Annotated in this window: 19 protein-coding genes; 4 read left to right on the top strand and 15 right to left on the bottom strand. The window is 61.6% G+C overall.

What is annotated here, in order from left to right:
* Positions 1-37 precede the first annotated feature (37 nt).
* The 3 genes from CO666_RS28750 to CO666_RS28740 all read right to left on the bottom strand — a co-directional run bounded on the left by CO666_RS28750 (position 38) and on the right by CO666_RS28740 (position 6295).
* Positions 38-1273 carry an aromatic ring-hydroxylating oxygenase subunit alpha gene (locus tag CO666_RS28750; RefSeq protein WP_097615417.1) on the bottom strand — a complete coding sequence of 412 codons (1236 nt, stop codon included), beginning with the start codon at positions 1271-1273 and terminating at the stop codon, positions 38-40.
* A 121-nt stretch (positions 1274-1394) separates the two neighbouring features.
* Positions 1395-3848 carry a GcvT family protein gene (locus CO666_RS28745; protein WP_097615416.1) on the bottom strand — a complete coding sequence of 818 codons (2454 nt, stop codon included), beginning with the start codon at positions 3846-3848 and terminating at the stop codon, positions 1395-1397.
* Positions 3845-6295: a GcvT family protein gene (locus CO666_RS28740; protein WP_097615415.1), complete on the bottom strand. Its 2451-nt coding sequence runs from the start codon at positions 6293-6295 to the stop codon at positions 3845-3847. The genes CO666_RS28745 and CO666_RS28740 overlap by 4 nt, the downstream gene beginning before the upstream one ends.
* Before the next feature lie 132 nt (positions 6296-6427).
* Between CO666_RS28740 and CO666_RS28735 the strand changes: the two genes are divergently transcribed.
* Positions 6428-7279, top strand: a complete 852-nt coding sequence (locus CO666_RS28735; RefSeq protein WP_097615414.1) for a LysR family transcriptional regulator — start codon at positions 6428-6430, stop codon at positions 7277-7279.
* A 121-nt stretch (positions 7280-7400) separates the two neighbouring features.
* Here the strand turns inward: CO666_RS28735 and CO666_RS28730 are convergent, their stop codons facing one another.
* Complete coding sequence (locus tag CO666_RS28730) at positions 7401-8939, bottom strand: outer membrane beta-barrel protein (protein WP_097615413.1); 1539 nt, start codon at positions 8937-8939, stop codon at positions 7401-7403.
* A gap of 143 nt (positions 8940-9082) precedes the next feature.
* Here CO666_RS28730 and CO666_RS28725 point away from each other — a divergent pair, with 143 nt between their 5' ends.
* Positions 9083-10078, top strand: coding sequence for a KpsF/GutQ family sugar-phosphate isomerase (locus tag CO666_RS28725; protein WP_097615412.1), 996 nt, complete (start codon positions 9083-9085; stop codon positions 10076-10078).
* A 14-nt stretch (positions 10079-10092) separates the two neighbouring features.
* Here CO666_RS28725 and CO666_RS28720 read toward each other — a convergent pair whose 3' ends face one another.
* The 11 genes from CO666_RS28720 to CO666_RS28670 form a co-directional block, all read right to left on the bottom strand.
* Complete coding sequence (locus CO666_RS28720) at positions 10093-10548, bottom strand: NfeD family protein (RefSeq protein ID WP_097615411.1); 456 nt, start codon at positions 10546-10548, stop codon at positions 10093-10095.
* Between the two features lie 3 nt (positions 10549-10551).
* The gene (locus CO666_RS28715) at positions 10552-11586 is read right to left on the bottom strand and encodes an SPFH domain-containing protein (RefSeq protein WP_097615410.1); all 1035 of its coding nucleotides are present in this window, start codon (positions 11584-11586) and stop codon (positions 10552-10554) included.
* A gap of 185 nt (positions 11587-11771) precedes the next feature.
* The gene (gene hemH, locus CO666_RS28710) at positions 11772-12806 is read right to left on the bottom strand and encodes a ferrochelatase (protein ID WP_097615409.1); all 1035 of its coding nucleotides are present in this window, start codon (positions 12804-12806) and stop codon (positions 11772-11774) included.
* Positions 12807-12929: 123 nt separating this feature from the next.
* A complete protein-coding gene (locus tag CO666_RS28705) occupies positions 12930-14909 on the bottom strand; it encodes a bifunctional metallophosphatase/5'-nucleotidase (protein WP_097615408.1) in 1980 nt (659 codons plus the stop codon).
* 170 nt (positions 14910-15079) lie between these two features.
* On the bottom strand, positions 15080-15400 hold the full coding sequence (locus tag CO666_RS28700) for a hypothetical protein (protein ID WP_097615407.1): 321 nt from the start codon (positions 15398-15400) through the stop codon (positions 15080-15082).
* 25 nt (positions 15401-15425) lie between these two features.
* Complete coding sequence (omp10, locus tag CO666_RS28695) at positions 15426-15794, bottom strand: outer membrane lipoprotein Omp10 (protein ID WP_097615406.1); 369 nt, start codon at positions 15792-15794, stop codon at positions 15426-15428.
* 169 nt (positions 15795-15963) lie between these two features.
* On the bottom strand, positions 15964-17415 hold the full coding sequence (locus tag CO666_RS28690; RefSeq protein WP_097615405.1) for a homospermidine synthase: 1452 nt from the start codon (positions 17413-17415) through the stop codon (positions 15964-15966).
* 151 nt (positions 17416-17566) lie between these two features.
* Positions 17567-17851 carry a YciI family protein gene (locus CO666_RS28685; RefSeq protein ID WP_097615404.1) on the bottom strand — a complete coding sequence of 95 codons (285 nt, stop codon included), beginning with the start codon at positions 17849-17851 and terminating at the stop codon, positions 17567-17569.
* Between the two features lie 2 nt (positions 17852-17853).
* The gene (locus tag CO666_RS28680) at positions 17854-18483 is read right to left on the bottom strand and encodes an aminotransferase class IV family protein (protein WP_097615428.1); all 630 of its coding nucleotides are present in this window, start codon (positions 18481-18483) and stop codon (positions 17854-17856) included.
* Positions 18480-19634, bottom strand: a complete 1155-nt coding sequence (locus CO666_RS28675) for an aminodeoxychorismate synthase component I (RefSeq protein ID WP_097615427.1) — start codon at positions 19632-19634, stop codon at positions 18480-18482. Before CO666_RS28675 ends, CO666_RS28680 begins: the two co-directional genes overlap by 4 nt.
* 306 nt (positions 19635-19940) lie before the next feature.
* Positions 19941-21794 (bottom strand): M3 family oligoendopeptidase, encoded by a 1854-nt coding sequence (locus CO666_RS28670; protein ID WP_097615403.1) that lies wholly within the window; start codon positions 21792-21794, stop codon positions 19941-19943.
* Between the two features lie 207 nt (positions 21795-22001).
* Between CO666_RS28670 and CO666_RS28665 the strand changes: the two genes are divergently transcribed.
* Positions 22002-23546 carry a sigma-54-dependent transcriptional regulator gene (locus CO666_RS28665; RefSeq protein ID WP_097615402.1) on the top strand — a complete coding sequence of 515 codons (1545 nt, stop codon included), beginning with the start codon at positions 22002-22004 and terminating at the stop codon, positions 23544-23546.
* A gap of 178 nt (positions 23547-23724) precedes the next feature.
* Positions 23725-25584, top strand: a complete 1860-nt coding sequence (locus CO666_RS28660; RefSeq protein WP_097615401.1) for a peptidoglycan L,D-endopeptidase MepK — start codon at positions 23725-23727, stop codon at positions 25582-25584.
* The last annotated feature ends 52 nt before the right edge of the window (positions 25585-25636 follow it).

Below are 25636 nucleotides of genomic sequence, written 5' to 3'. Positions count from 1 at the left end.
CGCGTCCCACCGGATGCGCGGCGCTTTAGCAATTCGGTCAGTTCGGTCGACTGATCTCGTCCAGATACCAGTTGATGTAGCGCAGCTCGTTCTGCTCCATCGGCGCGATCGGTCCCGGCACAAAATAGTGCGAGAGCACGCCGCGCGAGGTGTGCTCGATGATGGCCCTGTCCTCGTCCGTCGTCACCGTCCAGAGCCACACGAGCTTGGCGAGATCATAGTCTCTGCCTTCCTCGGCTTCACTATTGACGAGCCAGATCAGTTCCATCTCGCAAGCGTTCGGGCCCTTCGGAATGAAGCGATAGATCATACCATAGTCGGGATAGCAGACGAGAAATGAGGTGCCGCCGAGATGGACGGAGGTGACGCCGCCATCAAATTCCGTAAATCGGCCCATCAGGATGCTGAGCGGCGAGCCGTCTTGGCTGCCGGTCTTGACACCGTCATAAAGCGCATAGCGGAACGCGTGGATGGCTTCCTTGCGCGTCGCGGATGTCTGCCAGTGATCGCCGGAAACGACCTCGATGCCGAGGGCGCGTGTGCGTTCCTCCATCGAGGCGTTCAGCGCCGCAATCATGTGCACCGGCTGCTCCAGCGCGTGAGTCTGCGAATATTCGGGGTGCGCCGGGCCGCAATGGTAGCATTCCACATAGTTTTCCACTGCCAGCTTCCAGTTGGCGTCGACCGGATAGGTCTGCCGATGCGCCACCTTCGCCTGCCCCCAGCCATATTGGCCGCAGGTCGCATGGAGCAGATTCTCGACCTCGGAGAAATCGAGCGGGTCGTCTGCGAAGGAAATGAAGATCAAGCCTTCGACCACCCGGACATGCAGCGTCTTTAGTCCATGATCCTCCCGCTTGAAATCTTTCGGCATCAGCCTTGCTGCCTTCAGGCTTCCGTCATTGCCATAGCTCCAGGCATGGTAGGGGCAGACGAAGATACGGGCATTGCCCTTATCCCGGGTGCAGACCTCGGCGCCGCGATGGCGGCAGACATTGAGCAGCGCATGAATTGTTCCATCGGCATGTCGCGTGACGATCACCTGTTCCGAGGCCATCCGAAACACTTCGAAGTCGTTCGGCTTGGGAACAACGCTCTCATGCGCGACGCAATGCCAATGGCGGCGGAACACCCGCTCCAGATCACGCTCATAAATGTCCGGATCCATGTAGAATGGCCGGGCAAGACCGTGGCCCGGTCTATGAGCCGCAATGAGCTGATCGATACGGTCGACCGATGGCGCAGCAGTTGTTTTGGTTTCAGGTGCTAACATGGGTATGTCTCCGGAAAGTCGCACTCTTCGCAGCACAGCTGAGTTCGCATGGCTATCAATCGTGCCCTGAAGGTGTCACGAGGTGGAAGAATGTCCGCGGCAAATGCCGATATGGCCGTTGTCACATCCGGACCCTCGCAGCATTCGGATCATACATCGGCGCGAGCGATGGCTCGGCTCTCACCCTCGTTCCTGCAATCTCGATCTCGTAAGATGAGCCGAGCACTTCCGCTGCGCTCTCACCCTCACAGGGCACGTAACCCAGCCCAATGGCACCGCCGAGGAAATGGCCGTAGTTGCCGGAGGTTATCGTCCCGACGATCTCTCCGTCGCGTAGGATTGCCTCGTTGTGAAAGAGCAACGGTTCAGGATCTGTGAGCTTGAATTGCACCAGCCGGCGATCGACACCCGTTTCCTGCTTGCGCAAGACGGCATCGCGGCCAATGAACTCCCCTTTGCCCGTCTTAACGGCGAAGCCGAGGCCGGCTTCCAGCACATGGTCCTCATCGGTAATGTCATGGCCAAAATGGCGGTACCCTTTTTCGATACGGCAGCTGTCGAGCGTGTGGATGCCGCAAAGCTTCAGACCGAGGTCCAGGCCTGCCAGTTCCAGCGCCTCAAAAACGTGGGCGGCTTGGTCGGTGGAGACATACAGCTCCCAGCCGAGCTCGCCGACATAGGTGACGCGGTGAGCGCGAGCCAGTCCCATGCCGATTTCGATTTCCCGCGCAGTGCCAAAGGGATGGGAGTCGTTGGAAAAATCGTCAGGGCTGACCCTCTGCATGAGCTGACGCGACTTCGGGCCCATCACACAGAGTACGCTTTCGGCGGCCGTCATATCGGTAACCACCACATTTTCATCGGCCACGTGCCTCCGCAGCCAGGCAAGATCGCGCTGCAGTGTCGCACCGGGAACAATGAGCAGGAAGGCGGTTTCGCTCAGCCGGGTTGCGGTGAGGTCACTTTCGATGCCACCACGACGGTTCAGCATCTGTGTATAGACGATCCGGCCGGCGGGCACGTCTATCTGGTTCGCGCAGAGCCGTTGCAGGAAGCGACAGGCGTCTTTCCCTTCGACCCGGATTTTCCCAAACGAGGTCATGTCGAACAGACCGACGCCGGTCCTGATTGCCAGATGTTCCTCGCGCTGGTTCTCAAACCAGTTCTGTCGCCGCCAGCTATACTCGTATTTCCGCTCTTGCCCTTCCCTGGCGAACCAGTTGGCGCGCTCCCACCCAGCCACTTCGCCGAACACGGCGCCGCGCGCCGCAAGGTGCTCATGGATCGGCGAGCGGCGTATACCGCGCGCGGTCGCCATCTGCCGATAGGGGAAATGGTCCGCGTAAAGCAGGCCGAGGGTCTCCGTGACCCGCTCCTTCAGGTACAACCGGTTTTTCTGGAAGGGCTGGGCGCGGCGGATGTCTACTTCCCAGAGGTCGAAGGGCGGTTCGCCGTCGTTCATCCATTGGGCAAGCGCCATACCGGCGCCACCGGAAGATACGATGCCGATCGAATTGTATCCGGCCGCCACCCAATACCCTTTCAGTTCCGGCGCCTCGCCCAGATAATAGCGATCGTCGGGCGTAAAGCTCTCCGGCCCATTGAAGAAAGTGTGGATGCCGGCAGTTTCCAGCATCGGCATCCGGTTGATCGCCATTTCGAGGATCGGCTGGAAGTGGTCGAAATCCTCCGGCAACTGGTCAAAGCAGAAGTCCTCGCGGATCGCCTCGCCCGCCGGCGGCCAGGGCTTGGCGACCGGCTCGAAAGCGCCGATGAGCATCTTGCCGGCATCTTCTTTGTAATAGGCACATTCGTCCGGCACACGCAGCACAGGCAGGGACTTCAGTCCCCCAACCGGCTCGGTGACGATGTAGAAATGCTCGCAGGCATGCAGCGGCAAGGTGACGCCGGATTGCCGAGCGAGATCTCTGCCCCACATGCCGGCGGCGTTGACGACATTTTCCGTCTCGATCGTGAAACGCTCACCGGCCTGCTCGCAGACGACGCCGGCGACTCGACCCTCCCTGGCCAGCACCTCGATGACCTTGACGCCTTCGATGATGTTCGCACCGTGCTGCCGAGCTCCCTTGGCGAGCGCCATGGCGATGTTGGCCGGGTCGCACTGTCCGTCGAGCGGCAGGTGAACAGCTGCCTTGATGTCGCCGATGTTGAGATGCGGGTAAAGCACCTTCGCCTCTTGCGGTGAAATCTCTCGAACGTCGATTTTGAACGCTCGAGCCAAAGAGGCCTGACGGTAGATCTCTTCCTTACGCTCTTCAGTCAGGGCAACGGTGATCGAGCCATTTTGGCGCATGCCGGTGGCGATGCCGGTTTCGGCCTCCAGCCTGACATAGAGATCGGCGGAATATTTGGCGAGGCGCGTCATGTTTTGCGAGGCGCGGAGCTGACCGATGAGGCCGGCCGCGTGCCATGTGGTGCCTGAGGTGAGCTGTTTGCGTTCGAGCAGGACGACATCGGTCCAGCCAAGCTTGGCCAGATGGTAGGCGATGGAACAGCCTGAGACCCCGCCGCCGATGATCACCGCGCGTGCCTTCTGGGGGATGGGTTTCGTCATGCTCGCAATCTCTCGTTCTCGGGATCCCACAACGGCCGGTCGGGCTGGACGACGGCCTTGAACCGGTCGCCGAAAATTTCAACCTCCAGCTCCGTGCCCGGCGCCGCCAGATCCGACCGCAGCATGCCGAGCGCCACGGACTTGCCGACGCGGTAGCCCCAGTTGCCCGACGTTGTCTCTCCGACCAACTGATCGTCGCGCCAGAGCGTCGACATATAGGGGGCGTCGCATTCGCCGGCATCGACGGCCAATGTGACGAAGCGCTTCGTCACACCTTGCTGCTTCTCGCGCTCGAGCGCCGCCTTGCCCTTGAAATCGGGTTTTGCCCAGTCGACGAAACGCTCCAGCCCGCCCTGCAGGATGGTGTAATCGGTCGAAAGGTCGCCCTTCCAGGCGCGGTAGCCCTTCTCGATACGCAGGCTGTCGAGTGCTTCCATGCCGAATGGCTTCAGGCCATGCTTCCCGCCTGCAGCCCAGACCGCGTCGAAGACTGCGGCCGTGTCGTCCACCTTCGTGTGAAGCTCCCAGCCAAGCTCGCCGACGAAGGAAACGCGCACCAGCTGCAGCTGGCGGCCCGCTATCCGGCAGGACTGGTGCGTCAGCCACGGCTTGGAAAGATCGGCATCCGTGACTTCGGCGAGGATGGCACGCGATTGTGGCCCTGACAGTATCTGGCAGGCCAAATTGTCCGTCACATCGTCGAGCGTGAACCTCGCGTCTTTCGGCAGATGCTTCTGCAACCATGCGAAATCGTGCCACTGCGCCGTCGCTGCGGTGGTCAAGAAGAAAAGATTCTCTTCCAGCGCCATCACCGACATTTCGGTGACGATACGGCCTTTGTCGTCGGCAAAATAGGCAAGTCCGATGCGGCCGGGTTTCGGCACCTTGCCGGTGATCAGGCCGAGCAGCCAGTCGCGGGCGCCATCACCCTGCAGGCGGTAGCGGGAAAAGCCCGGCAGATCGAGAATGCCCGCAGCATCACGCACCGCCAGGCATTCCTCCTCGATCCGTTTCTGCCAGGGCCCCGCCCGATTCCAGGTCTGCGTCGATTGTTCTGACGTGTCATCGCCTGATTTGGCGTACCAGTTGGCGCGCTCCCAGCCATTATAGGGCTTGAATTGCGCACCAAGTGCGGCGATCCGATCATGGATCGGCGAGAGTTTCCTGTTGCGACCGGCAGGCCAGGCGTGTTTCGGGAAATGCATCGCATATTCGTGGCCGTAAACTTCCATGCCCTTGGCGACGCAGTAATCCTGGTCGGAAGCAAAGTGCGTATAGCGACGTGGGTCGCAGGACCACATGTCCCATTCGGTCTGCCCTTCGGTCAGCCATTCGGCCAGCACCTTGCCGGCACCCCCCGCCTGGCAGATGCCGAAAGTGAAGACGCAAGCCTCAAACGCATTCGGCACGCCCGGCATCGGCCCGATCAGCGGATTGCCGTCCGGTGTATAGGGGATAGGCCCGTTGATCATGCGCGACAGACCGGCAGTGCCGAGGATCGGCACGCGCTCGACTGCGTCATTGAGATACCATTCCAGCCGCTCGAGATCGTCGGGAAAAAGCTGGAAGGAGAAATCCTCCGGCATCGGATCGTCGGGCGTCAGCCAATGCGCCTTGCAATTGCGCTCATAGGGACCGAGGTTCATTCCGGTCTTTTCCTGCCTGAGATAATAGGAACTATCGACGTCTCGCAGCAGCGGCAGCTTGTGGCCCACCTCCTTCGACCAGGCGGCAAGCTCAGGAATTTCTTCGAACAGCATGTACTGATGGCTCATCACCATCATCGGCACCTCGCGGCCGAACCATTTGCCGACTTCGCGGGCGTAATAGCCGGCGGCATTGACGACATATTCGCAGCGGATATCGCCCTCCGGGGTGGAAACGATCCATTCGTCGTTTTCCCTGCGTGCACCGGTTGCGGGACAGAAGCGGAAGATCCTGGCCCCCAGGTCGCGAGCGCCCTTTGCCAGAGCCTGGGTCAACTGCGCCGGATCAATGTCGCCGTCATGGGGATCGTGGAGCGCGCCGATGAGGTCATGGGTCTCCACAAAAGGATATTTCGACTTGATCTGCTCGGGCGACAGGATGTCGAGGTCCATGCCCTGGTAGCGTCCCATGCCGACCACACGCTTGAACTCCTGCAGCCGCTCGTTCGAATGGCCGAGCCGGATCGAGCCGGTCACGTGGTAATTCATCGGATAGTCGACCTGAGCGCCCAGCTCGCGATAGAGCGAGGCGGAATAGCGCTGCATATTCATGATCGACCAGGAGGAAGAAAACGTCGGCACATTGCCGGCGGCATGCCAGGTCGATCCGGCAGTCAATTCGTTTTTTTCCAGGAGCACCGCGTCGGTCCAGCCCGCCATGGCCAGATGATAGAGTGCGGAAACGCCGACAGCACCTCCCCCGATGATCACAACGCGCGCGTGAGATGGCAAATTCGACATGGCTGCTCCTCGTTCGAAGGCAAGTCTGGCAACGAACAGGAGCGGCATCAAGCGGAGGGAACTTGCTTTATTGATCGAAGAATTCGATTAGATAATGCGAAAATTGTCCTCGCCAGTGAGCTCGGAAAGAACATGCAGATTGATCTCATCGAGACTTTTCTCGACCTGATGGAAACCCGCAGCTTCAACCGCACGGCGGAGCGGCTAAACATCACGCAATCAACCGTTTCCCATCGCATCAAGGCGCTGGAGGCGCAATTCAACCGAAAGCTCTTCACCCGCAACAAGGGTGGCACCGCACCGACGGCGTCGGGCCTGCGTTTCCTGGATCATGCGAAAGCTCTGCAATACCAGTGGCGTGAGGCAAGTCGGGCGGTCGAGAATGCGGGCGCCTATGAGCGATCCATGCGGCTTGGCATCCAACACGATCTTGCCGAAATCTTTGCCGGGCGCTGGCTTTCTGCGATCCGCGCCGAGCTGCCAGGGACATCGATCTACCTGGAAGCGGACTACTCGAACCAGATGAACCGAGACCTCGCAGTTGGAGATCTCGATCTGGCCGTTCTCTATACTCCGCACTACCTGCCCGACCTTCACTATGAAAGAATCGGGGAAATGACATATAATCTGGTCAGCACCGTCGCCTGCACCGTCGGCGCACTTCGACCCGAAACCTATATTCAGGCCATCTATTCACCGGCCTTCGACCGTGCCCACAGGCTGGCTTTGCCGCATCTGTCGGCAGCACCGCTGGCGTCGGGGCAGAACATCGCCATCACGGATCTGCTGACGACGCTGGGGGGCGCTGCCTACCTCATGAAAAGCAGCGCTGCGCGACTTGCAAAGGAGGGTGTCGTTTTCCCGATAGAGGACGCTCCACCCATTCAACAGACGGTCTATGCCGCAACCAGCATCCGCACACGTCACGCCCATCAGCACCGTCGCATCCTTGGCATCCTGCAGGATCTGATAGCGTCAGCCTGAGCGGGTGGCAGATCGTGGCGATGACTATATCTCGGCGGCAAAACGTTGCGTCGACGCGATTGGCGCCCAGATCTTTCGGAAGACGCTTTCGCGCGTGGCCAATAGGGCAGGTATCGCCGCGCTAGCGTTTCAGCTTCAGGCCGACGCCGGCGCGGAATTGCTGCGAGTCGTCGCCGTCCTTGCGCGTGGTCAGCTCGTAGCCGAGTGTGCTGGTCAGATCGAGATAACGGTTGATGTTCCAGGTCAGCCCGGTCGCAGCGGTATAGACGAGCTCGTCGTTGATGCTGCTGTCAGTGGGGTAATCGCGCCATATGACGCCGCCGATCATCGTGCCCACCAGATTGTCGCGCAGCTGGTGGGTGACCGTCGTGGTCAAGGCGTGCGAGACGTAGCCGCTCTCGCCCGCCGTGGTCGAGGGCTGGATGCTCGTCTGCAGATCGAAATTGACGTCGGTGCCGCGGATCGGCGACCAGAGCAGGCTCGCATCGAGCGTCGCGGTATCGATCGAAGACAGACGGTTGTCTTCAAAATCGGCCATCGCGTAACCGACACCAACCTCACCCTTGAGCTTTTCGCCGAGATCGACTTCAACGCCGGCCTTGGCGCCATAGCTGTGGCCCGAACGTTCGTAACCGGCGGAGTCGCGCGTTTCGTCGTAGATCGTGCGGCCGATCGTGGCTTCGATGAAGGGGATGAGCGCGGGTGACAGCTCATAACCGACGCGGCCGCGCAGCGTGCCCGTCGTCTGGTTGCGGTCGCTCAAGGTCACGGTCGTGCCGTTCGAAAGCGTGGCATCGGAATAGATCGAGCGGCTGAGCGCCAGTGCCGTGGTGCCGCGCAGGATGCCGAAATCGCGTTGGACGGAGGCGCCGGCGGTGAATTCCTGCACGTCGGACTGTTGCGCGGCATCGGCAATGGCGTCGGGGTCGTCTGTATCTTCCCGATAGAAATTATAACCGGCGGTCAGGTGGGCGACCGTATCGTCGGGAAGATCCAGCCTGAGGTCGCTGTTGATCTTGAAGGAAGGCTGTTCTTCGCCTTCGCCGCTGATATTCTTCTGCCAGGCGCCTTCCGAGGTTACGGTTAGCTGGTGTAGGCCCCAGTCCGAGGTGAGCGTCGCGGCCGCGTCGGTTTCGAGGAAGGCGCGCTGCTCTCTGGTATTGCCGTCCTTGGTGGTCTCGGTGTTGATGCTTTGGGTGACGCTTGGGCGGAGCACGAAGGTGCCGATCGGAATGCCCGGTGTTTCCGCCGTCGAGGCGCTTTCTGCAGCCTTGCGGCGCGGCAGCGTCTCGTCGATCGGCGCTTCGCGGGTGTTCAGCCGGCGAATGTCCTCGTCGAGGATGGAGCCGGTAATGTCGTCGCCGGATTGCGCGTCCGGTATGGCAGGCCTTTGGGCATCGTCCGCGGTTGTGGCTGCACTGTTTGCCGCCGGCGTGGTCAAACCGTCGCTCTCGTCATCGAAACCGGCTTCGGATGCCGCACCGGCCGTAGCGCGATTGTTCTCGGAGGAGACTGCGCGGCTGGTCGCCGACTGCAACGAGGCGGACTGCGCGAAAGCCGGCGTCTGGCCGAGAAGCAGGCTGCCGAACGCAGTAAAGCAGACGGCACGGCTCATGGCGCGGAGCGGCGTCACACTGCTCGTCTGTTTTGGCTGGCCCATGCAATTCGCGCCTGACATGCTTTCGGTTCTTACCCAAAGGTAAAGCCTCGTGGTTAATCATTCGTTGCCGGCGGCGGACGCTGTTCACATTTCGGAAAGTGTGCGGGGTGGACTTGGAAAGTGAAAAGGTCTAACGCATTTTCATGAACAGAAGAGCGGTAAACCTCGTTGAAAACGGCGTGCTTGAATCGGCAAAGCGCACGATAGAGACCGAAAGACATGGTCTTGAAGCACTCGAACAGGCCTTTGACGATGGATTGGCCGGCCCGTTCACCCGGGCCGTCGAGACCATCGGCGACATCTCCGGACGGGTCATCGTCACCGGCGTCGGCAAGAGCGGACATATCGGCGCCAAGCTCGCGGCGACCTTCGCGTCGACCGGAACGCCCGCGTTTTTCGTGCATGCGGCTGAAGCCAATCACGGTGATCTCGGCATGATCGCACGCGACGACGTCGTTTTGGCGATTTCCAAAGGCGGCGAGAGCGCCGAACTCAAGAGCATCATCTCCTATACGCGTCGCTTCTCCATTCCGCTGATCGCGATCACCTGCAGCGAACGGTCTTCGCTTGCGACTGCCGCCGATATTGTCCTTCTGGTGCCGAACGAGCAGGAGGCCTGCCCCAACGGCCTGGCACCGACAACCTCGACGCTGATGCAGCTTGCACTCGGCGATGCGCTGGCGGTGGCGCTGCTCGAAGCACGCGGCTTTACCGCCACGGATTTCCACGTCTTCCATCCCGGCGGCAAGCTGGGCGCCAGCCTGATGCATGTCGCCGATGTCATGCATACCGGCGAGCGGCTGCCGCTCGTTGCCAAAGGCACGCCGATGCCGGAGGCGGTCACGGTGCTGTCGCGCAAGCATTTCGGTTGCGTCGGCGTGCTCGACGCGGATGGGCGGCTCTGCGGCATCGTCACCGAAGGCGATATGGCGCGCAATCTGTCGCGCAATCTCGCCGAGCTGGCCGTCGACGATATCATGACCAAGACGCCGAAGACGGTGAAGCAGACAGTGCTGGCGACGGCTGCTCTCGCGCTGCTCAACCAGCATCACATCGGTGCGCTGATCGTCATCGACGACGACAACCGGCCGGTCGGGCTGGTGCATTTCCACGACTTGCTGCGGATCGGCGTCGCCTGATCGAAACCGTCTGATCAGACCGGCTCGACTCTGAGGTCGCGGCCGTTGCTCGAAACCACCTTCACCTGCGTTCCCACGGGAAGATCGGGTCCCATCACCTGCCACAGCGTGTCGTCGAGACGAATGCGGCCGCGGCCCTCGCGGATCGGCTCGTGCAGCGTCGCCGTGCGGCCGACGAGGCTCGCGCTGCGCTGATTGAGGAAGGGTTCGTCGGTCGCGGCATTGCGCAGCGTCAGTCGGCGGCCGGCGAAGGTCGAGGCAACGGCAAGTACGGCAAAAAGGATTGCCTGCAACTCCCAGACCCAGAAGGCGCTCTCCCAGAAGAGCAGCGACAGCGCGCCGACGATCAGGGCGGCAAGACCGATCCAGACCAGGAAGAAGCCGGGAACGATCATTTCCGCCGCAAGCAGCACCAGGCCTGCGACCCACCAGCTCCACGGACCGAGTTCGGCGACGATCTTCGCCAGCATGGCTTAGCGCTCCGGATCGGGGTTGAAGGGATTGGGGTTCGGCGGATTGATCGGCGGCGTCGAACGGACCGGGGCAGGGCGCGAGCGTGGCGGCGCGAGCGGGGCCGGCGGATTGCCGGCATCGCCGAAGACTTCGCGGGCAATGGCGCCGATGCCGCCGAGCGAGCTCAGGATGGAAGAGGCTTCCATCGGCATCATGACGATCTTCGAATTCGGCGCCGAACCGATCGAGGTCAGCGCTTCTGTGTATTTCTGGGCGACGAAATAGTTGATCGCCTGGACGTCGCCGGCGGCAATCGCTTCGGAGACCATCTTCGTTGCCTTGGCTTCGGCCTCGGCGAGGCGCTCACGGGCTTCGGCGTTGCGGAAGGCGGCCTCGCGCTGGCCTTCGGCCTGGAGGATCGCGGACTGCTTGGCGCCTTCGGCTCTCAAGATCTGGGCGTTGCGCGAACCTTCGGCCTCCAGCACCTGGGCGCGCTTTTCTCGTTCCGCCTTCATCTGCCGGGCCATCGCATCGACGAGGTCGCGCGGCGGTTGGATGTCCTTGATCTCGACGCGGGTGACCTTGATGCCCCAGGGCTGGACCGCCTCGTCAACGACGCGCAGCAGCCGGTCGTTGATCGCATCGCGGTTGGAGAGCAGTTCATCGAGATCCATGGAACCCATGACCGAGCGGATGTTGGTCATGGTGAGATTGAGGATGGCGTTTTCGAGATGGGAGACCTGATAGGCGGCCTGGGCGGCGTTCAGCACCTGAAAGAAGGCGACGGCATCGGCAGAAACCGAGGCATTGTCCTTGGTGATCACCTCCTGGGTCGGCACGTTCAGCACCTGCTCCATCACGTTCATCCGGGCGCCGACACGCTCGATGAAGGGAGTGATGAGGTTGAGGCCGGGCTCCAGCGTGCGGGTATAACGCCCGAAGCGCTCGATCGTATAGCGGTAGCCCTGCGGCACGGTCTTGATCCCGGCAAAAAGCACCAGGATAACGAAGATCACAAGCACGATCACGACGATGTCGAAGCCGCCGAACAGCATGAAGAATTCCTCCTATCGGCGCATGCGCGCCTGCCCAACTGATGTGGTGAGTTAGCACGTTATTTGCGAGGAAGAAATGAGGACGCAACCGCCCCGGCTCCAAGTGAAAAGGAGGTTCCGTCTCGACTACGTCACCCGGCCGTTACCCGGCGATTTGTCCGGCGCAGCTTTCTCTCGAGAGTCTCTCAGACCCAGCCCTGCAACTCGCGGCGAACGACCTTTTCCAATACCGTCATGCCGTCCTCGCCGTCATTGAGGCAGGGGATATGCGCGAACTTCTCGCCACCATTCTCATGGAAGGAGTGGGCAGCCTGTTCGGCGATCTCCTCGAGCGTTTCCAGACAGTCGGAGACGAAGCCGGGATTGATGACGGCGATGCGCTTGACGCCGTCCTGGGCGAGCTTCTCCACGGTCTTGTCCGTATAGGGCTGCAACCATTCTTCCGGCCCGAAGCGGGACTGGAAGGTGACCATGAAGTTTTCTTTGGTCAGCCCGAGGCGCTCCCGCAGCAGCCGGCCGGTCTTCTGGCATTGGCAGTAATAGGGATCGCCTTTTTTGAAATAGGACATCGGAATGCCGTGGAAGGAGGCGAGCAGCATCTCCGGCTTCCAGTCGAGCGTCGAAAGGTGCGTTTCGACGGATTGGGCGAGTGCCTCGATATAGGTCTCGTCGTCATGATAGTCGGGCACGGTGCGCAGCGCCGGCTGCCAGCGCATGGTGAGCAGCTTCTGGAAGGCCTTGTCGTTGACCGTCGCGGTCGTCGCCGCCGCATATTGCGGATAAAGCGGGAAAAGCACGATGCGGTCGCAGCCTTCTTGCTTCAGCGCTTCGATGCGCGAGGCGATCGATGGCGTGCCGTAACGCATCGCCCAGTCGACCCTGACGTCGGCGAGATCCTTCAGGCGCTCGGCCATCCGCTCCGATTGGTTGCGCGTGTAGGTGCGGAGATAACTTTCGTTTTTCTCCTTGTTCCAGATCAGCTCATAGGCCTTGCCGACCTTCTGCGGGCGTCTGTTGAGGACGATGCCGAACAGGATCGGATACCACTTCCAACGCGACCATTCGATAACGCGGCGATCGGTCAGGAATTCCCTGAGATAGCGGCGCATCGAGATGTAATCGGTGCCGTCGGGGGTGCCGAGATTGACCAGCAGAACGCCGATCCTGCCTGACTTGACGGCCGGATGGTCCGCCGGACGGAGTGAAATATCTGTTGTCATTCTGGCCCCAACGCTCTTTGTTCCGTCGGCTCATACGCAGCCTCGGGATCATGGTTCACCGTATAGGAAGAAAAGCCGGCCCGGGAAAGCCCGGACCGGCCAATGGCATCGGGACAAATCGTCTTACTTGGCGGGAACCTCGATTTCCTTGCCGACCGTCAGGTGATGCGGGTTCGGCTTGCCGTTGGCATCCGAAAGCTTCCGCCACAGCGTGCCGTCGCCGTAGAAGGTCACGGCGAGATCCCAGAAGGTGTCGCCGGCTGCGATGACGTGGGTGGACGGCGTCGTCGCGGCAGGTGCGGAAGCCGCCGGTGCCGGTGCCGGCTCCGCAGCAGGCGCGGGTGCTGCCGGCGTGGCCGGGGCAGGCGCAGCAGGGGCAGGCTCGGCGGCGGGTGCGGGAGCGGCTGGTGCCGCAGGTGCGGGAGCAGGCTCGCTTGTCGGTGCAGGTGCCGCCGGCGCGGGGGGCGCCGGTTCGGCAGCGGGGGCCTGGGCTACCGTCGCGCCGATTTCGGTGACACGCCCATCGGTATAGGGCTTGTAGGGCGAATGGGCGGCCAGATATCCGGCGGTCACATCGGCAAGATCCGGGCCGAAATCATAGGCGTTCTGGCCTTCCTTGAAGACCGAATAACCATCGCCACCTGATCGCATGAAGTTGTTGGTGGCGACCTTGTAGCTCTTGGCCGGAGCGATCGGAGCGAAGCTGTCGCCATCCTTGACCTGGACATCGCTCACACGGCTGCCGACAGGCTTGGACTGGTCGAAGGAAAATTTCAGGCCGGCAACCTGCGGGAAGCGGCCGGCGCCCTGGTCGATCTGACTGACTCCGTTTTCGAGGGCCTTGACGATGTCAGTACCGGTCAGCTCGAACGTTGCGAGCGTGTTCTGGAAGGGCAGGACGGTAATGACCTCGCCCTGCGTGACTTCTCCGCCGTCGATCGACGCGCGCAGGCCGCCGCCGTTCTGGACGGCGATGGTAACGCCCTGGTTCCTGGTGCGATCGAGCATGGCGTCGGCCACCAGATTGCCCATCGAGCATTCCTTGACGCGGCAGACCTTGCGGTCGCCGTCGATCGGGGCTTCGGAGGAGCCGATGACCTTCTTGCGCAGTTCCTCGATCGGTTTGGCCAGTTCGGCGATGCGGGCAATGACGGCCGGATCGGGCGCAAAGCTGGAATCGATCAGGATCGGATCGCCCTTGGCATCCTTGACGACGCCGTTATCGTCGAAATTGACGACGAGATCGCCGAGATACTTGCTGTAGGAGGCGGCCTGAACGACCGGCACCTTGTAGCCGCCGGGATTGTCGACCAACGTCGGGTAGGGACCCTCGGCTTTGGGATCGGTATTGGAAAGCAGGCTATGGGAATGGCCGCCGACGACAATGTCGACATCGGGAATCTTGGCGATCAGGGCCAGATCGCGGGGATAGCCGACATGGGTGAGTGCGATGATCTTGTTGACGCCCTGGCCTTTCAGCTCCTGAACGGCTGATGTGATGCTCTGGACGTCATCGGCGATTGTGACGTTCGGGCCGGGGGAGGAAAGCTCCGCCGTATCATTGGTGACGGCGCCGACAATGCCGATTTTCTGGCCGCCGACATTGAGCACCAGCGAGGGCTTGATGCGGTCGCCGAGCTTGGAGGCGGCTGTCGCCTTGACGTTTGCGGTGACGACGGGGAATTGTACCTTGTCGAGAAAGGTCGCAAGCCCGTCTTCGCTGTCGTCGAATTCGTGGTTGCCGACGGTCATGGCGTCGAACTTCATCAGGTTCAGGAATTCGGCTTCGGCGGCGCCCTTATAGGTCGTGTAGAACAGCGAGCCCTGGAAATTGTCGCCGGCATTCAGGAGGAGAACGTTCTTGCCGGATAGCGCCTGACGGCGTTGATCGATCGCGGTCTTCAGGCGGGCTGCACCGCCGAAGCATTCGTTCTTGCCTTCTTCTTCGGCCGAGCAGGTGGAGTCGAACTTGTTGATCGATTCGATGCGCGAATGGAAATCGTTGATGTGAAGAATATTGAGTTCGTAATCCGCAAAGGCGGCGCCCGCGCTCAGCGCCAGCATGGACGCGGTCAAAAGACCGAAGCTGAAAGACTTCGTCATCCCTGTTCTCCTGATTGAGGCGAGAGATCCCCCGATCCTCGCCGATCCCTTCCATATCCGCCGGGGCAGTTTCCCGGCGTGCGGATGTTCCATCAGACGATGGGCGACCGCAAGAGAAAGCTGGGCCAAGCCCAGCTCTTTCCAAGGGGGCAGGGCAAAAAAGCCGGGGGTTAACCTCGGCATTCGCCATCGGCGGCGTTTCGGTAGAGTTCGTGCATGGCCTTGGCAATATTCGGAACCGTGGCGAGCGCAACGATCAGGCAGAGGAAGGCAACGAGGCGGTGAAAGCGCCGTCCGGCCCGGTAGGCAAGGAGTGCGCCTGCGCCGTAGATCAGGATGGCGGGTACGGCGAAGATCAGCACCTGCAGCGGCCCGTCGCAATCGGGAGCGGCGATGCCCTGCGCGCGATAGACGTTGGCCGGTAAAACGACAGCAAGTGCCGCGAGCGGCATTGCGAGCAGCAAGATGAGGTAAAAGGCGAAGGCTCGCATGTGTGCTTGCCTATCGCCTCATCTTTCAGCCTCGGCGGGAAAGCGTGAACTGTGCGCCGGAATCGGAGGTGCAATTGAGCTGGCTCGGGTTGACGAGGGCGCAATTGACCTTGGACTGGGTCTTGCGCACCAGCGAGGTCATGTTGATCTCGACCAGCGTCGGCGAGGTGTTGATATAGGTTCCGGAGGCAAGCAGCTGGTTGCTGTCGGTGGTGCGGGTGGTGAACGTACCGCCCTGGAAGGTGGAAACGATGCCGTTCGGGTCGCTCCAGCTGCCTTCGACGCCGGTCGGCGCGGGCGCGGTTGCAACCGGCAGGGGACGAGGCCCTGACCCAACGCAGGCGGCAAGGGCGGCGGCGGCGCCGACAAGAACGAGACCAGTTCTGATTTTCATAAGGCTTCTCCCGGCGAATCGGCGCGGCGGACCCGCTGCGTTTCCGGCAAAACATGGCGTGCGCCCACCGGGATGGCAAGACTTGGAAGGCAGCGGGCGGCATTTATACAGCCGGCGTTACAAAAATGCCCGCCTTGCGGCGGGCATCCTCAAAGTTGTACTGACAGTCTCAGCGAACGAGAATGTTCTTGAACTGCCAGGGATCGCTAGTGTCGATATCCTCGGGGAAGAGGCCCGGACGGCCGTCGAGCGGGGTCCAGTCGGTATAGTGGCCTTCGACCGGGCCGAGATAGGGCATCTGCACTTCGAGGCAGCGCTTGTAGTCGATTTCGTCGGCCTCGACGATGCCGGCCTTCGGGTTCTCCAGCGCCCAGACCATGCCGGCGAGAACGGCGGAGGTAACCTGCAGGCCGGTGGCGTTCTGGTAGGGTGCGATGCGGCGCGTTTCTTCGAGGGACAGGCGCGAGCCGTACCAATAGGCGTTCTTTTCGTGGCCGTAGAGCAGGACGCCGAGTTCGTCGATGCCGTCCTCCAGTTCGTCTTCGTCGAGAACGTGATGGACCGGCTGGGCCGTGCCGCCATTGCCGAACATCTCGTGCAGCGACAGCACGGCGTCGTTGGCCGGATGGTAGGCGTAATGGCAGGTCGGGCGGAAGGTCACTTCGCCGTCCTTGTCGCGAACCGTGAAGTAATCGGCAATCGAGATCGACTCGTTGTGGGTGACGAGGAAGCCGTATTGCGGGCCGGGCGTCGGGCACCAGGTGCGCACGCGGGTGTTGGCGCCCGGCTGCTCCAGGTAGATCGCCGCCTTGTTGCCCTTCTTGTGCTTCTTGGCGTTCTTCGGCATCCATTCTTCATGCGTGCCCCAGCCGAGTTCGGCCGGCTGCATGCCTTCGGAGATGAAGCCTTCGACGGACCAGGTGTTCCAGAAGACGTTGAGCGGCTTCGGATGCTTGGTGCGCTGGGTGTCGCGCTCGGCAATGTGGACGCCTTTGACGCCGAGCTTCTTCATCAGCTTGGCCCAGCCTTCGCGATCGTGCTGGTCCGGTTCGTCGAACTTCAGGCCGGTGTCGTTGGCGAGGTTGACCAGCGCCTGCTTGACGAACCAGGAGACCATGCCCGGATTGGCGCCGCAGGTGGAAACGGCAGTAGCGCCGCCCGGGTTCTTTGCCTTTTCCTTGCGCACGGTTTCGCGCAGCGCATAGTTGGTGCGATCGGCATTGCTCATGCCCTTGTCGAAATAGAAGCCGAGCCAGGGTTCGACGACGGTGTCGACATAGAGCACGTCATGCTTGCGGCAGAGCTTGATGAGATCGAGCGAGGAGGTGTCGACCGAGAGGTTGACGCAGAAACCCTGGCCCTCGCCTTCCGTCAACAGCGGCTTCAGCAGCTCCTTGTAATTGTCCTTGGTGACATATTCCTTGATGTGGCGGACGCCGTGCTTCTTGAGGATCTCCATGTCGGAGGGTTCTTCGCGCGGGTCGATGACGACCATCCGGCTCTTGTCGAATTTGAAGTGGCGCTCGATCAGGGGCAGGGTGCCGCGACCGATGGAGCCAAAGCCGATCATCACGATCGGACCGGTGATTTCGGCATATACCGGATAGTTTTGTTCCGTCATTCTTTTCTCCTGTGGAAGGGGACGAAGGCGCTCAGCCCGAAGAATTCTTGTGAGATTGCCGCAGAAATTGCGAAGTGACCGGCTCTAACCATAAAACCGCGTCACAATAAAGAGCGTTGACCGGGAAAGGGTAAATATCGGGCGGGCGGAATCAGCGTTGCAGGATTTCCAGCCCTTCGGCCGTCGTCGTCACCGCAAGTTCGGTGATGTCGTATTGGGCGACGCCGTGGATGGTGAAGGGATCGGCGGCGACATAGGCCTCGATCGCGGCGCGGTCGCCGATCGCCAGGATCGCGCCGCCGGTGCGCGGCACCTTGCGGCCGGAGGCGAGGAACCAGCCCTTGGCATAACCCTCCCTTACCCAGGCCATGTGCGGCTCCATGTGCGTGTCGGCTTCATCGTTGGATTTGAGATAGGTGAGGGAGAGAATGAACATGGTCAGTTCCTGGCGAGGTTGGCGCGGATCAGGCCGCGCAGCGAATTGCCGATATAAACTGTGCCGGCATCGAGATCGGCAAGTGTCAGGCGGCCGACACGGGCTTTGCGCGCGCAGATGAGTTCGGTGCGCAACACGCCGGCGAGCAGGCCGCAGGAAATCGGCGGGGTGCGCAGCATGCCGGTCCCGTCATCCAGGAAGATCGAGGTGATGGTGCCCTCGCAGACGTCGCCGCGCTCGTTCAACAGGATGACTTCATCCGCCTCGGCAGTCGCATATTCGGCGCGCGCGGCCTCGTAGACGCCGCGACGCGTGGTCTTGACGCGCAGCAGCCTGTCGGCGGAATTCAGCCGGGTCTCGGCGAGCCGCACGGTCCAGGTGGTATCCGGCGCGAGCGGCGCGAAAGCGGCGCTCGTCACCGCGATGCGGCCCTGCGCGTCGAAAGTCAGGCGGACACGCAGCGGGCCGGCAGCACCTGCAACGGCTTCTTGGAGTTTTGCTACAGCGTCGACCGGTTGCGGGAAGCCCAGGCGGCGGGCGGAGCGGGAAAGCCGGGCGAGATGCAGCCGCAGGCGAATGAAGCCCTCGCCGGGCTGCCAGCGCAGCGTCTCGATCAGCGAAAAATCGATCATCGTGCGATCCATTGGTCGCCGACGGCGAAGCGGGCCTTGAGCAGGCATTCCTCATATTCGGCCTCGGCGGTGGAATCGAAGACGATGCCACCGCCGACATTGAAGACGGCCTTGCCGCCTTCGAAAAGCGTGATGGTGCGGATGGCGACGGAAAACCGCGTGGCGCCGGTCGGCGAAATCATGCCGATCGCGCCGCAATAGGCATCGCGCGGGACATCCTCGAGTGCGTGCAGGATTTCCATCGCCCTGATCTTCGGCGCGCCGGTGATCGAGCCGCAGGGAAAGAGGGCGGAAAAGATGTCGCGGATCGAAAGGCCGGGGCGCAGCCTTGCCTGCACATGGCTCACCATCTGGTGGACGGTGGGATAGGTCTCGATGTCGAAAAGTTTCGGGACATCGAGCGTGCCGACCTCGGTGATGCGGGAAATATCGTTGCGCAGGAGATCGACGATCATGCGGTTTTCCGCCTGCGTCTTGATATCGGCACGCATCGCCTCGATGATTTCGGCGTCTTCAGCGGGGCTGGCGCCGCGTTTTGCCGTGCCCTTCATCGGATGGGTCTCGATCCAGCCGTCTTCATCGGTGCGGAAGAAGAGTTCGGGCGACCGCGACAGGATGACCGGGCCGCCGAGATCGACGAGCGTGCCGTATTTGACCGGCTGGCGTTCGATCAGCGACCAGAAGGCGGCGCGGGGATCGCCGTTCCAGCGGGCCTCGACCGGCATGGTGAGGTTCGCCTGATAGGCGTCGCCGAGCCGCAGGTGCTCATGAAGGCGGTCGAAGCGCTCTTTATATAAAGGGAAATCCCAGGCCGCTTTCGGGGCGGTGAGGAATTCCTCGTTTTCGAGGCGCTGTTTCGGCTGGGCGAGCGGATGTGTGTCCGGCTGCGGAGCGTCGAAGACGCCGAAACAGAGCAGCGGGGTTTCGCGGTCTTCTCCGGCGAAGGGGGCGAGTTTCTCTTCGAAGAAGTATCCGGCCTCATAGGCCATGTAGCCGGCAAGCCATTTGCCCTCGGCCTTGGCCTCTTCCATGCGGGAAAGGCCCGCAAAGAATTCGGTGCGTGTTTTGGCAAGGATGATCTCTACCGGTTCGGCGAAAAGCATCACCTGGCCTGATGTGTCGTCGCGGAAGAGGATGTAGGGGTCTGACATTGTTCGCGGCATCTTGTTCATTTATCCGATGATCGCGACGATATCCGCTTCCCTCATTCCTGTGCTTGTCACAGGAACCCAGCCACGGCGCGTCCGCGCCGTGAATGACTTATTTCCGGCGGCTATGGAGTCTCCGGCGCCCAAGGACTTGGGCGCGCTGGATTCCTGTGACAAGCACAGGAATGAGGGAGAGGAGGCTGCCGTCATGGTTCCTCATGGACGTTGCAGAATGCGCCTTGCTGATCAAGCATTGCCAAGTGGCTCGTCACGGCGATCGCTCGCTCGTTTCAAATTTTCGACCGGATTTCAGACCTTATCTAGCGCCTCCAACTCATCGATCAGCCCTTCGATCATCGACAGGCCCTGGCTCCAGAACGACGGATCGGTGGCATCGAGGCCGAAAGGCTTCAAGAGTTCCGAGTGGTGCTTGGTGCCGCCGGCCTTCAAGAGCTCGAAATACTTCTCCTGGAAACCTTTCTCGGCCTTCTGGTAGACGGCATAGAGCGAATTCACCAGGCAATCGCCGAAGGCATAGGCGTAGACATAGAAGGGCGAGTGGATGAAGTGGGGGATATAGGCCCAATAGGTCTCGTAACCTTCGGAAATATTGATCGCCGGCCCGAGGCTTTCCGACTGGACCGAGAGCCAGAGTTCGCCGATGTCGTCGGCGGTGAGCTCTCCTGCCTTGCGGGCGGTGTGGAGCTTGCGCTCGAATTCGTAGAAGGCGATCTGGCGCACGACCGTGTTGATCATGTCCTCGACCTTCTGGGCGAGCATCGCCTTGCGCTGGCGCTTGTCGCCGGTCTTTTCCAGGAGCGCGCGGAAGGTCAGCATCTCGCCGAAGACGGATGCGGTTTCGGCCAGCGTCAGCGGCGTCTGGCACATCAGCGCCCCTTGCGCGCCGGCGAGAACCTGATGCACGCCATGGCCAAGCTCATGGGCCAGCGTCATCACGTCGCGCGGCTTGCCCATGTAATTGACGAGCACGTAAGGGTGAGCCGAGGGCACCGTCGGATGGGCGAAGGCGCCGGGCGCCTTGCCGGGGCGGACCGGGGCGTCGATCCACTGCTCGTCGAAGAAGCGCCTGGCAATATCAGCCATCTCGGGAGCGAAATTGCCGTAGGCCGAAAGCACCGTCTCCTTCGCCTCGGCCCAGGAGATGATGGCGCTGGAGGTTTCGGGAAGAGGCGCGTTGCGGTCCCAGAAGTTCATTTGCTCCATGCCGAGCCACTTCGCCTTCATTTTATAATAGCGGTGCGAAAGGCGGGGATAGGCTTCACGGACGGCTGCCGCCAGCGCATCGACGACCTCGCGCTCGACGCGATTTGCCAGGTGCCTGCTGTCGGCGATGTCTTCGAAGCCGCGCCAGCGGTCGGCGATCTCCTTGTCCTTGGCAAGCGTGTTGGTGATCAGCGTGAAGGTGCGGATATTGGCCTTGAAGGTTTCGGCAAGCGCCATGGCCGCTTTGCGGCGGACTTCCGGATCCTTTTCCTGCAGCCGGTTCAGCGCCACTTCGAGCGGCACTTTCTCGCCGTCGATCTCGTAGCGAAGTTCCGCCATGGTTTCATCGAAGAGGCGGTTGAAGGCGGCGGCCGATGTCATCGACTTTTCGAGGAAGAGCTGTTCCAGCCGGTCGTCGAGCTGGTAGGGCTTGTCTTTCCTGAGGTCGATGAGCCAGGGGCGGTAATGTCCCGCAGCGGGATCATTGGCCATGCAGGCGTCGATCACCGCGTCGTCGATACGGTTGAGTTCGAGCGCGAAGAACAGCAGGTGGCCGGAAAATTCGGTGATCTTGGCCTGCACGTCGCCGTAGAGTTTACCGTTCGCCGGATTGGTGGTGTCGGAGAAATAGGTGAGGCCGGCAAAAGAGCCGAGGCGGCCGATGATATCGTCCAGCGCCTCATATTCCTTCAGCGCGGCGCCGATGCCCTCAGCGCCGGTTTTCGTTGCCGCGTCAGCGAGGTTGCCCTTCCATTTTTCTTCGAAGGCGATCGCGGCCTTGCCGGCCTTTTCCATGTCGGCGACGAAAGCGGTCGAGGTGGCGGAGGGATAAAGATCCTGCAGCCTCCAGACCGGCAGATCGCCGAGCGCCGGATCGGCGGCCCCAGCCGGCGCTGCTGGCGACAAATGAAGGCCGGCATGCGGGAGCTTGATTTTCATGGGCGCAATTCCTCTCCACTTTATAACAGGTCTGTTTGAATAGGCGTGAGAAGGTCCCGTATCAAGGGTCTTTCAGCGCATGAAAGGCGTCGCTTCGGCACGAAAACGACCCGCTGCAATCGTTAAAATGCAATTATTTCTCAAAACTGGATGTTCAAGCCTTTCTGTCAGAGTGCGCTCCAGGGTTTCGCATGAAGTGGAGCGACAATGACCGGTTACAATGAGCTCAAGGGAGCAGGGCAAATCCTCGTGGTCGAGGACGACCCGGTGCAGCGCCGTCTGCTCAAGAATGCAATCGAGCGTCACGGCCATGTCGTGCACCAGGCGGAAAACGGCCGCATCGGGCTGGAAATGGTCAAACGCGACAGCGGCCTTTTCAACGTCATCGTGCTCGACCTGATGATGCCGGAGATGACCGGCCTCGAATTCCTCGACGCGCTGCACGAATTCGGCACGCAGATCCCGGTCATCGTGCAGACGGGACAGGGCGGTATCGAGACCGTGGTGCAGGCAATGCGCGCCGGCGCCTTCGATTTCGTCGTCAAGCCGGTCTCGCCCGAACGCATCGCCACCTCGATCTCGAACGCGATGAAGCTCGATCAGCGCGAGGTCAAGGCGCGGGCCGGACGCCGGTCGCGCTCCGGCGCGGTCGGTTTCGACGACATCGTCTCGGCAAGCCCGGCGATGATCCGCGTCATCGATCTCGCCCAGCGGGCGGCGCAGTCCAACATTCCCGTCGTGCTCGAAGGCGAATCCGGCGTCGGCAAGGAGCTGGTGGCGCGTGCCATCCAGTCCGGCGGCGACCGCTCGAACAAGCCGTTCGTCACCGTCAATTGCGGAGCGATCCCGCATAATCTTGTCGAGAGCATCCTCTTCGGCCACGAGAAGGGTGCGTTCACCGGCGCGACCGAGCGCCATATCGGCAAATTCATGGAAGCCGACGGCGGCACCATCTTCCTCGACGAGATCGGCGACCTGCCGCTCGAGGTGCAGGTGAAGCTGCTGCGCGCCGTGCAGCAGGGCGAGATCGAGACCGTCGGTGCGCGCACCGCCCACAAGGTCAATGTCCGGCTGATTTCGGCGACCAACAAGGATCTGATCGAGGAAGTCAAGAACGGCCATTTCCGCGAGGATCTCTATTATCGCCTGAACGTCTTCCCGATCACCATTCCGGCGCTGCGCAAGCGCAAGGAGGACATTCCGCATCTGGTGCGCGTCTTTGCCGACCGCTTCTCCAGCGAGCAGAAGAATGGTCGACGCATGACGGTAAACGCAGGCGCGCTGGCGCTGCTGACCGCTTATGACTGGCCGGGCAATATCCGCCAGCTCGAAAACGCGATCTTCCGTGCTGTCGTTCTGGCCGAAGGGGCGGAGCTGACCGAGGCGGACTTCCCGCAGATCGCCGCGCAGCTTCCGGAATACGAGGTCGTGGATCATCTGGCGCTCGTTGCCGACAATACCGGCCTCGATCCCGACGACAATTATGGGGAGGATTTCAGGGCATCGATCGCGGGAGAAGTACACCATCGGCTGTCGGAAGCCTCCGAAAACGCGATCGCCAGCGTCAATCCTGCCGGCGACGTGCGCAAGCTTGCCGATGTCGAGGAGGAGCTCATCCGATTCGCGCTCAAATTCTATCGTGGACAGATGAGTCAAGTGGCGCGCAAGCTCGGCATCGGCCGGTCCACACTTTATCGCAAGCTCAAGGACTACGGTATAGACCCCGACAATCCCCAGAAAGATGCGGCTTAAGCGCTTTTTGTTAAGACTAAGGCAACCACGATTTGTTACTGATCATAAACCACTTGTTAGTGGCTCGTTCACTATGTAAAGAAAAGGTTGATCATGTGTGGCATTTTTGCCATCGTGTGACCGCATTTGACAGTCATCTGGGACAGTACGGGACATTGTCTGTCTGACGGGGATCGAGTTGCCGAATCTGAATGGGAATTCCAAGCCTTCGCGCTTGAGCTGGCGTTCTTTGTGCGCCGACATCTGCGGAAAGGCAGTAAGGACGGCAGCGGCCGCCCTTCTGGCGCTCGCGGTTTCCTCACCAGTATTCGTCAGTACACCTTCCGAGGCCGCGGGCGACACCCGTAGCCTCAAGCTCTATTTCATCCACACCGGCGAAAAAGCCGTCATCACCTACAAGCGCAACGGCAAGTTCGACCCCAAGGGTCTGGAGCAGCTGAACCGCTTCCTGCGCGACTGGCGCAAGAACCAACCGACGAAGATGGATCCGCGCCTGTTCGACCTGATCTGGGAAGTTTATCGCCAGAGCGGTTCAAAGGATTATATCAACGTCGTCTGCGGTTTCCGTTCGCCGGGAACCAACGAGATGCTGCGCGGCCGCTCGCGTAACTCAGGCGTCGCCGAAAAGAGCCAGCACATGCTCGGCAAGGCGATGGATTTCTTCATCCCCGACGTCAAGCTGGCGACGCTGCGCGGGATCGGCATGAAGATGCAGGTCGGCGGCGTCGGCTTCTACCCGAAATCGGGTTCGCCCTTCGTGCACATGGATGTCGGCGGCGTTCGCGCATGGCCGCGCATGAGCCGTGACGAGCTCGTCCGGCTTTTCCCGAACGGCAACACCATTCATATTCCGGCCGACGGCAAGCCGCTGCCGGGCTATCAGCAGGCGATGGCCGATTACAAGCGCCGCGTCAGCGGTACGCAGATCGAGATTGCCAGCGCGTCCGAATCGGCGCCGAAGCATAAGACGCTGTTCGAAGCACTCTTCGGCGGCGGAGCGGACGAGCAGGAAGACGAGAGCGACGATTCGACGCCTGTCGCCGTTGCCAAGGCAACGCCGCCGAAGGCCGAGCCCGCGCCTGCCGAACCGCAGCAGCAGATCGAAGTTGCCGATGTGAACGCACCGGTGCCGCAGGTTCGTCCGGCCTTCAGCAACCAGCCGGCCGGCAGCGAAATGGCGAGCGCGCTGGTAGCGCCGTCTTCGGGTAACGCCGCGCAGCAGGCTCTTGCCGCGGCGATTCCGGTCGATCAGGCCCAGCCGCAGCAATTTGCCGATCTCAGCGGCTACAGCATTCCGGTTCCCTCGCTTCTCGGCCAGCGCCGCGCACCCGGCGACGCCGAACTTGCGTCAGCCGATCCGAGCATGCTGACGGGCGCGGGGATGCCGGTTCCGACGCCGATCGAACGCCCCGCCGTTGCAGAGAACCTTCTTGCCGCGGCCGATGCCGATCCGGAAGCCGAGGCCGACGAAGCCGATCAGGACGCGCTGTCTCCCGCGGTTGCCGAAGCGCTTGATCAGCAGAATAAGGGCCAGCAGAACAAGGGTGTCGAAAACCAGGTTGCCTCGCACGCGCCTGAGATGACGGTAGAGCAGGCGATCAACGCCGCGATGCCGCAAAAAGCGCCTGCCGCAAAGGCGCCGCTCGAGCTCGCAGCTTTGGCGCCGACCAAATCGGCAAGCTTTGGCGACGGCTTCGACGAACCGGCGGCCGAAAGCGCTGTGGCCCAGGGCCTGCCTGCCAAGGGCGGCCGCCCGACGCAGAAGGAAGCCGCCGCAGCCGATGCCAGCCGCACGACGGTCCGGACCGAGCCGAAGCTGACGCAAAAGATGATCTCGCAGTGGGCGCTGACCAATGCCCGCCTCGAAATGGCCTCCAAGCAGGTCAAGGCGCCGCGTTTCGTCAGCCAGACGATGCGCGCCCAGCCGACATCCGTCTATGCCGAGGGCTTCAACGTCAAAACCGCTTCGGTCGATCCCGCCCGCTTCAGCGGCACGGCAGTCAATTTCATGGAAGTGCGCAAGTTCAACACGAACTGAGCCGGCCGATCATAAAATACCGAAACCGCCGGAGCCATCCGGCGGTTTTTCT

The sequence above is a fragment of the Rhizobium chutanense genome (assembly GCF_002531935.1).
Classification (GTDB): Bacteria; Pseudomonadota; Alphaproteobacteria; order Rhizobiales; family Rhizobiaceae; genus Rhizobium; species Rhizobium chutanense.
Note: the sequence above shows the minus strand (reverse complement) of the source record. Positions and strands in the feature narration are given on the sequence as shown.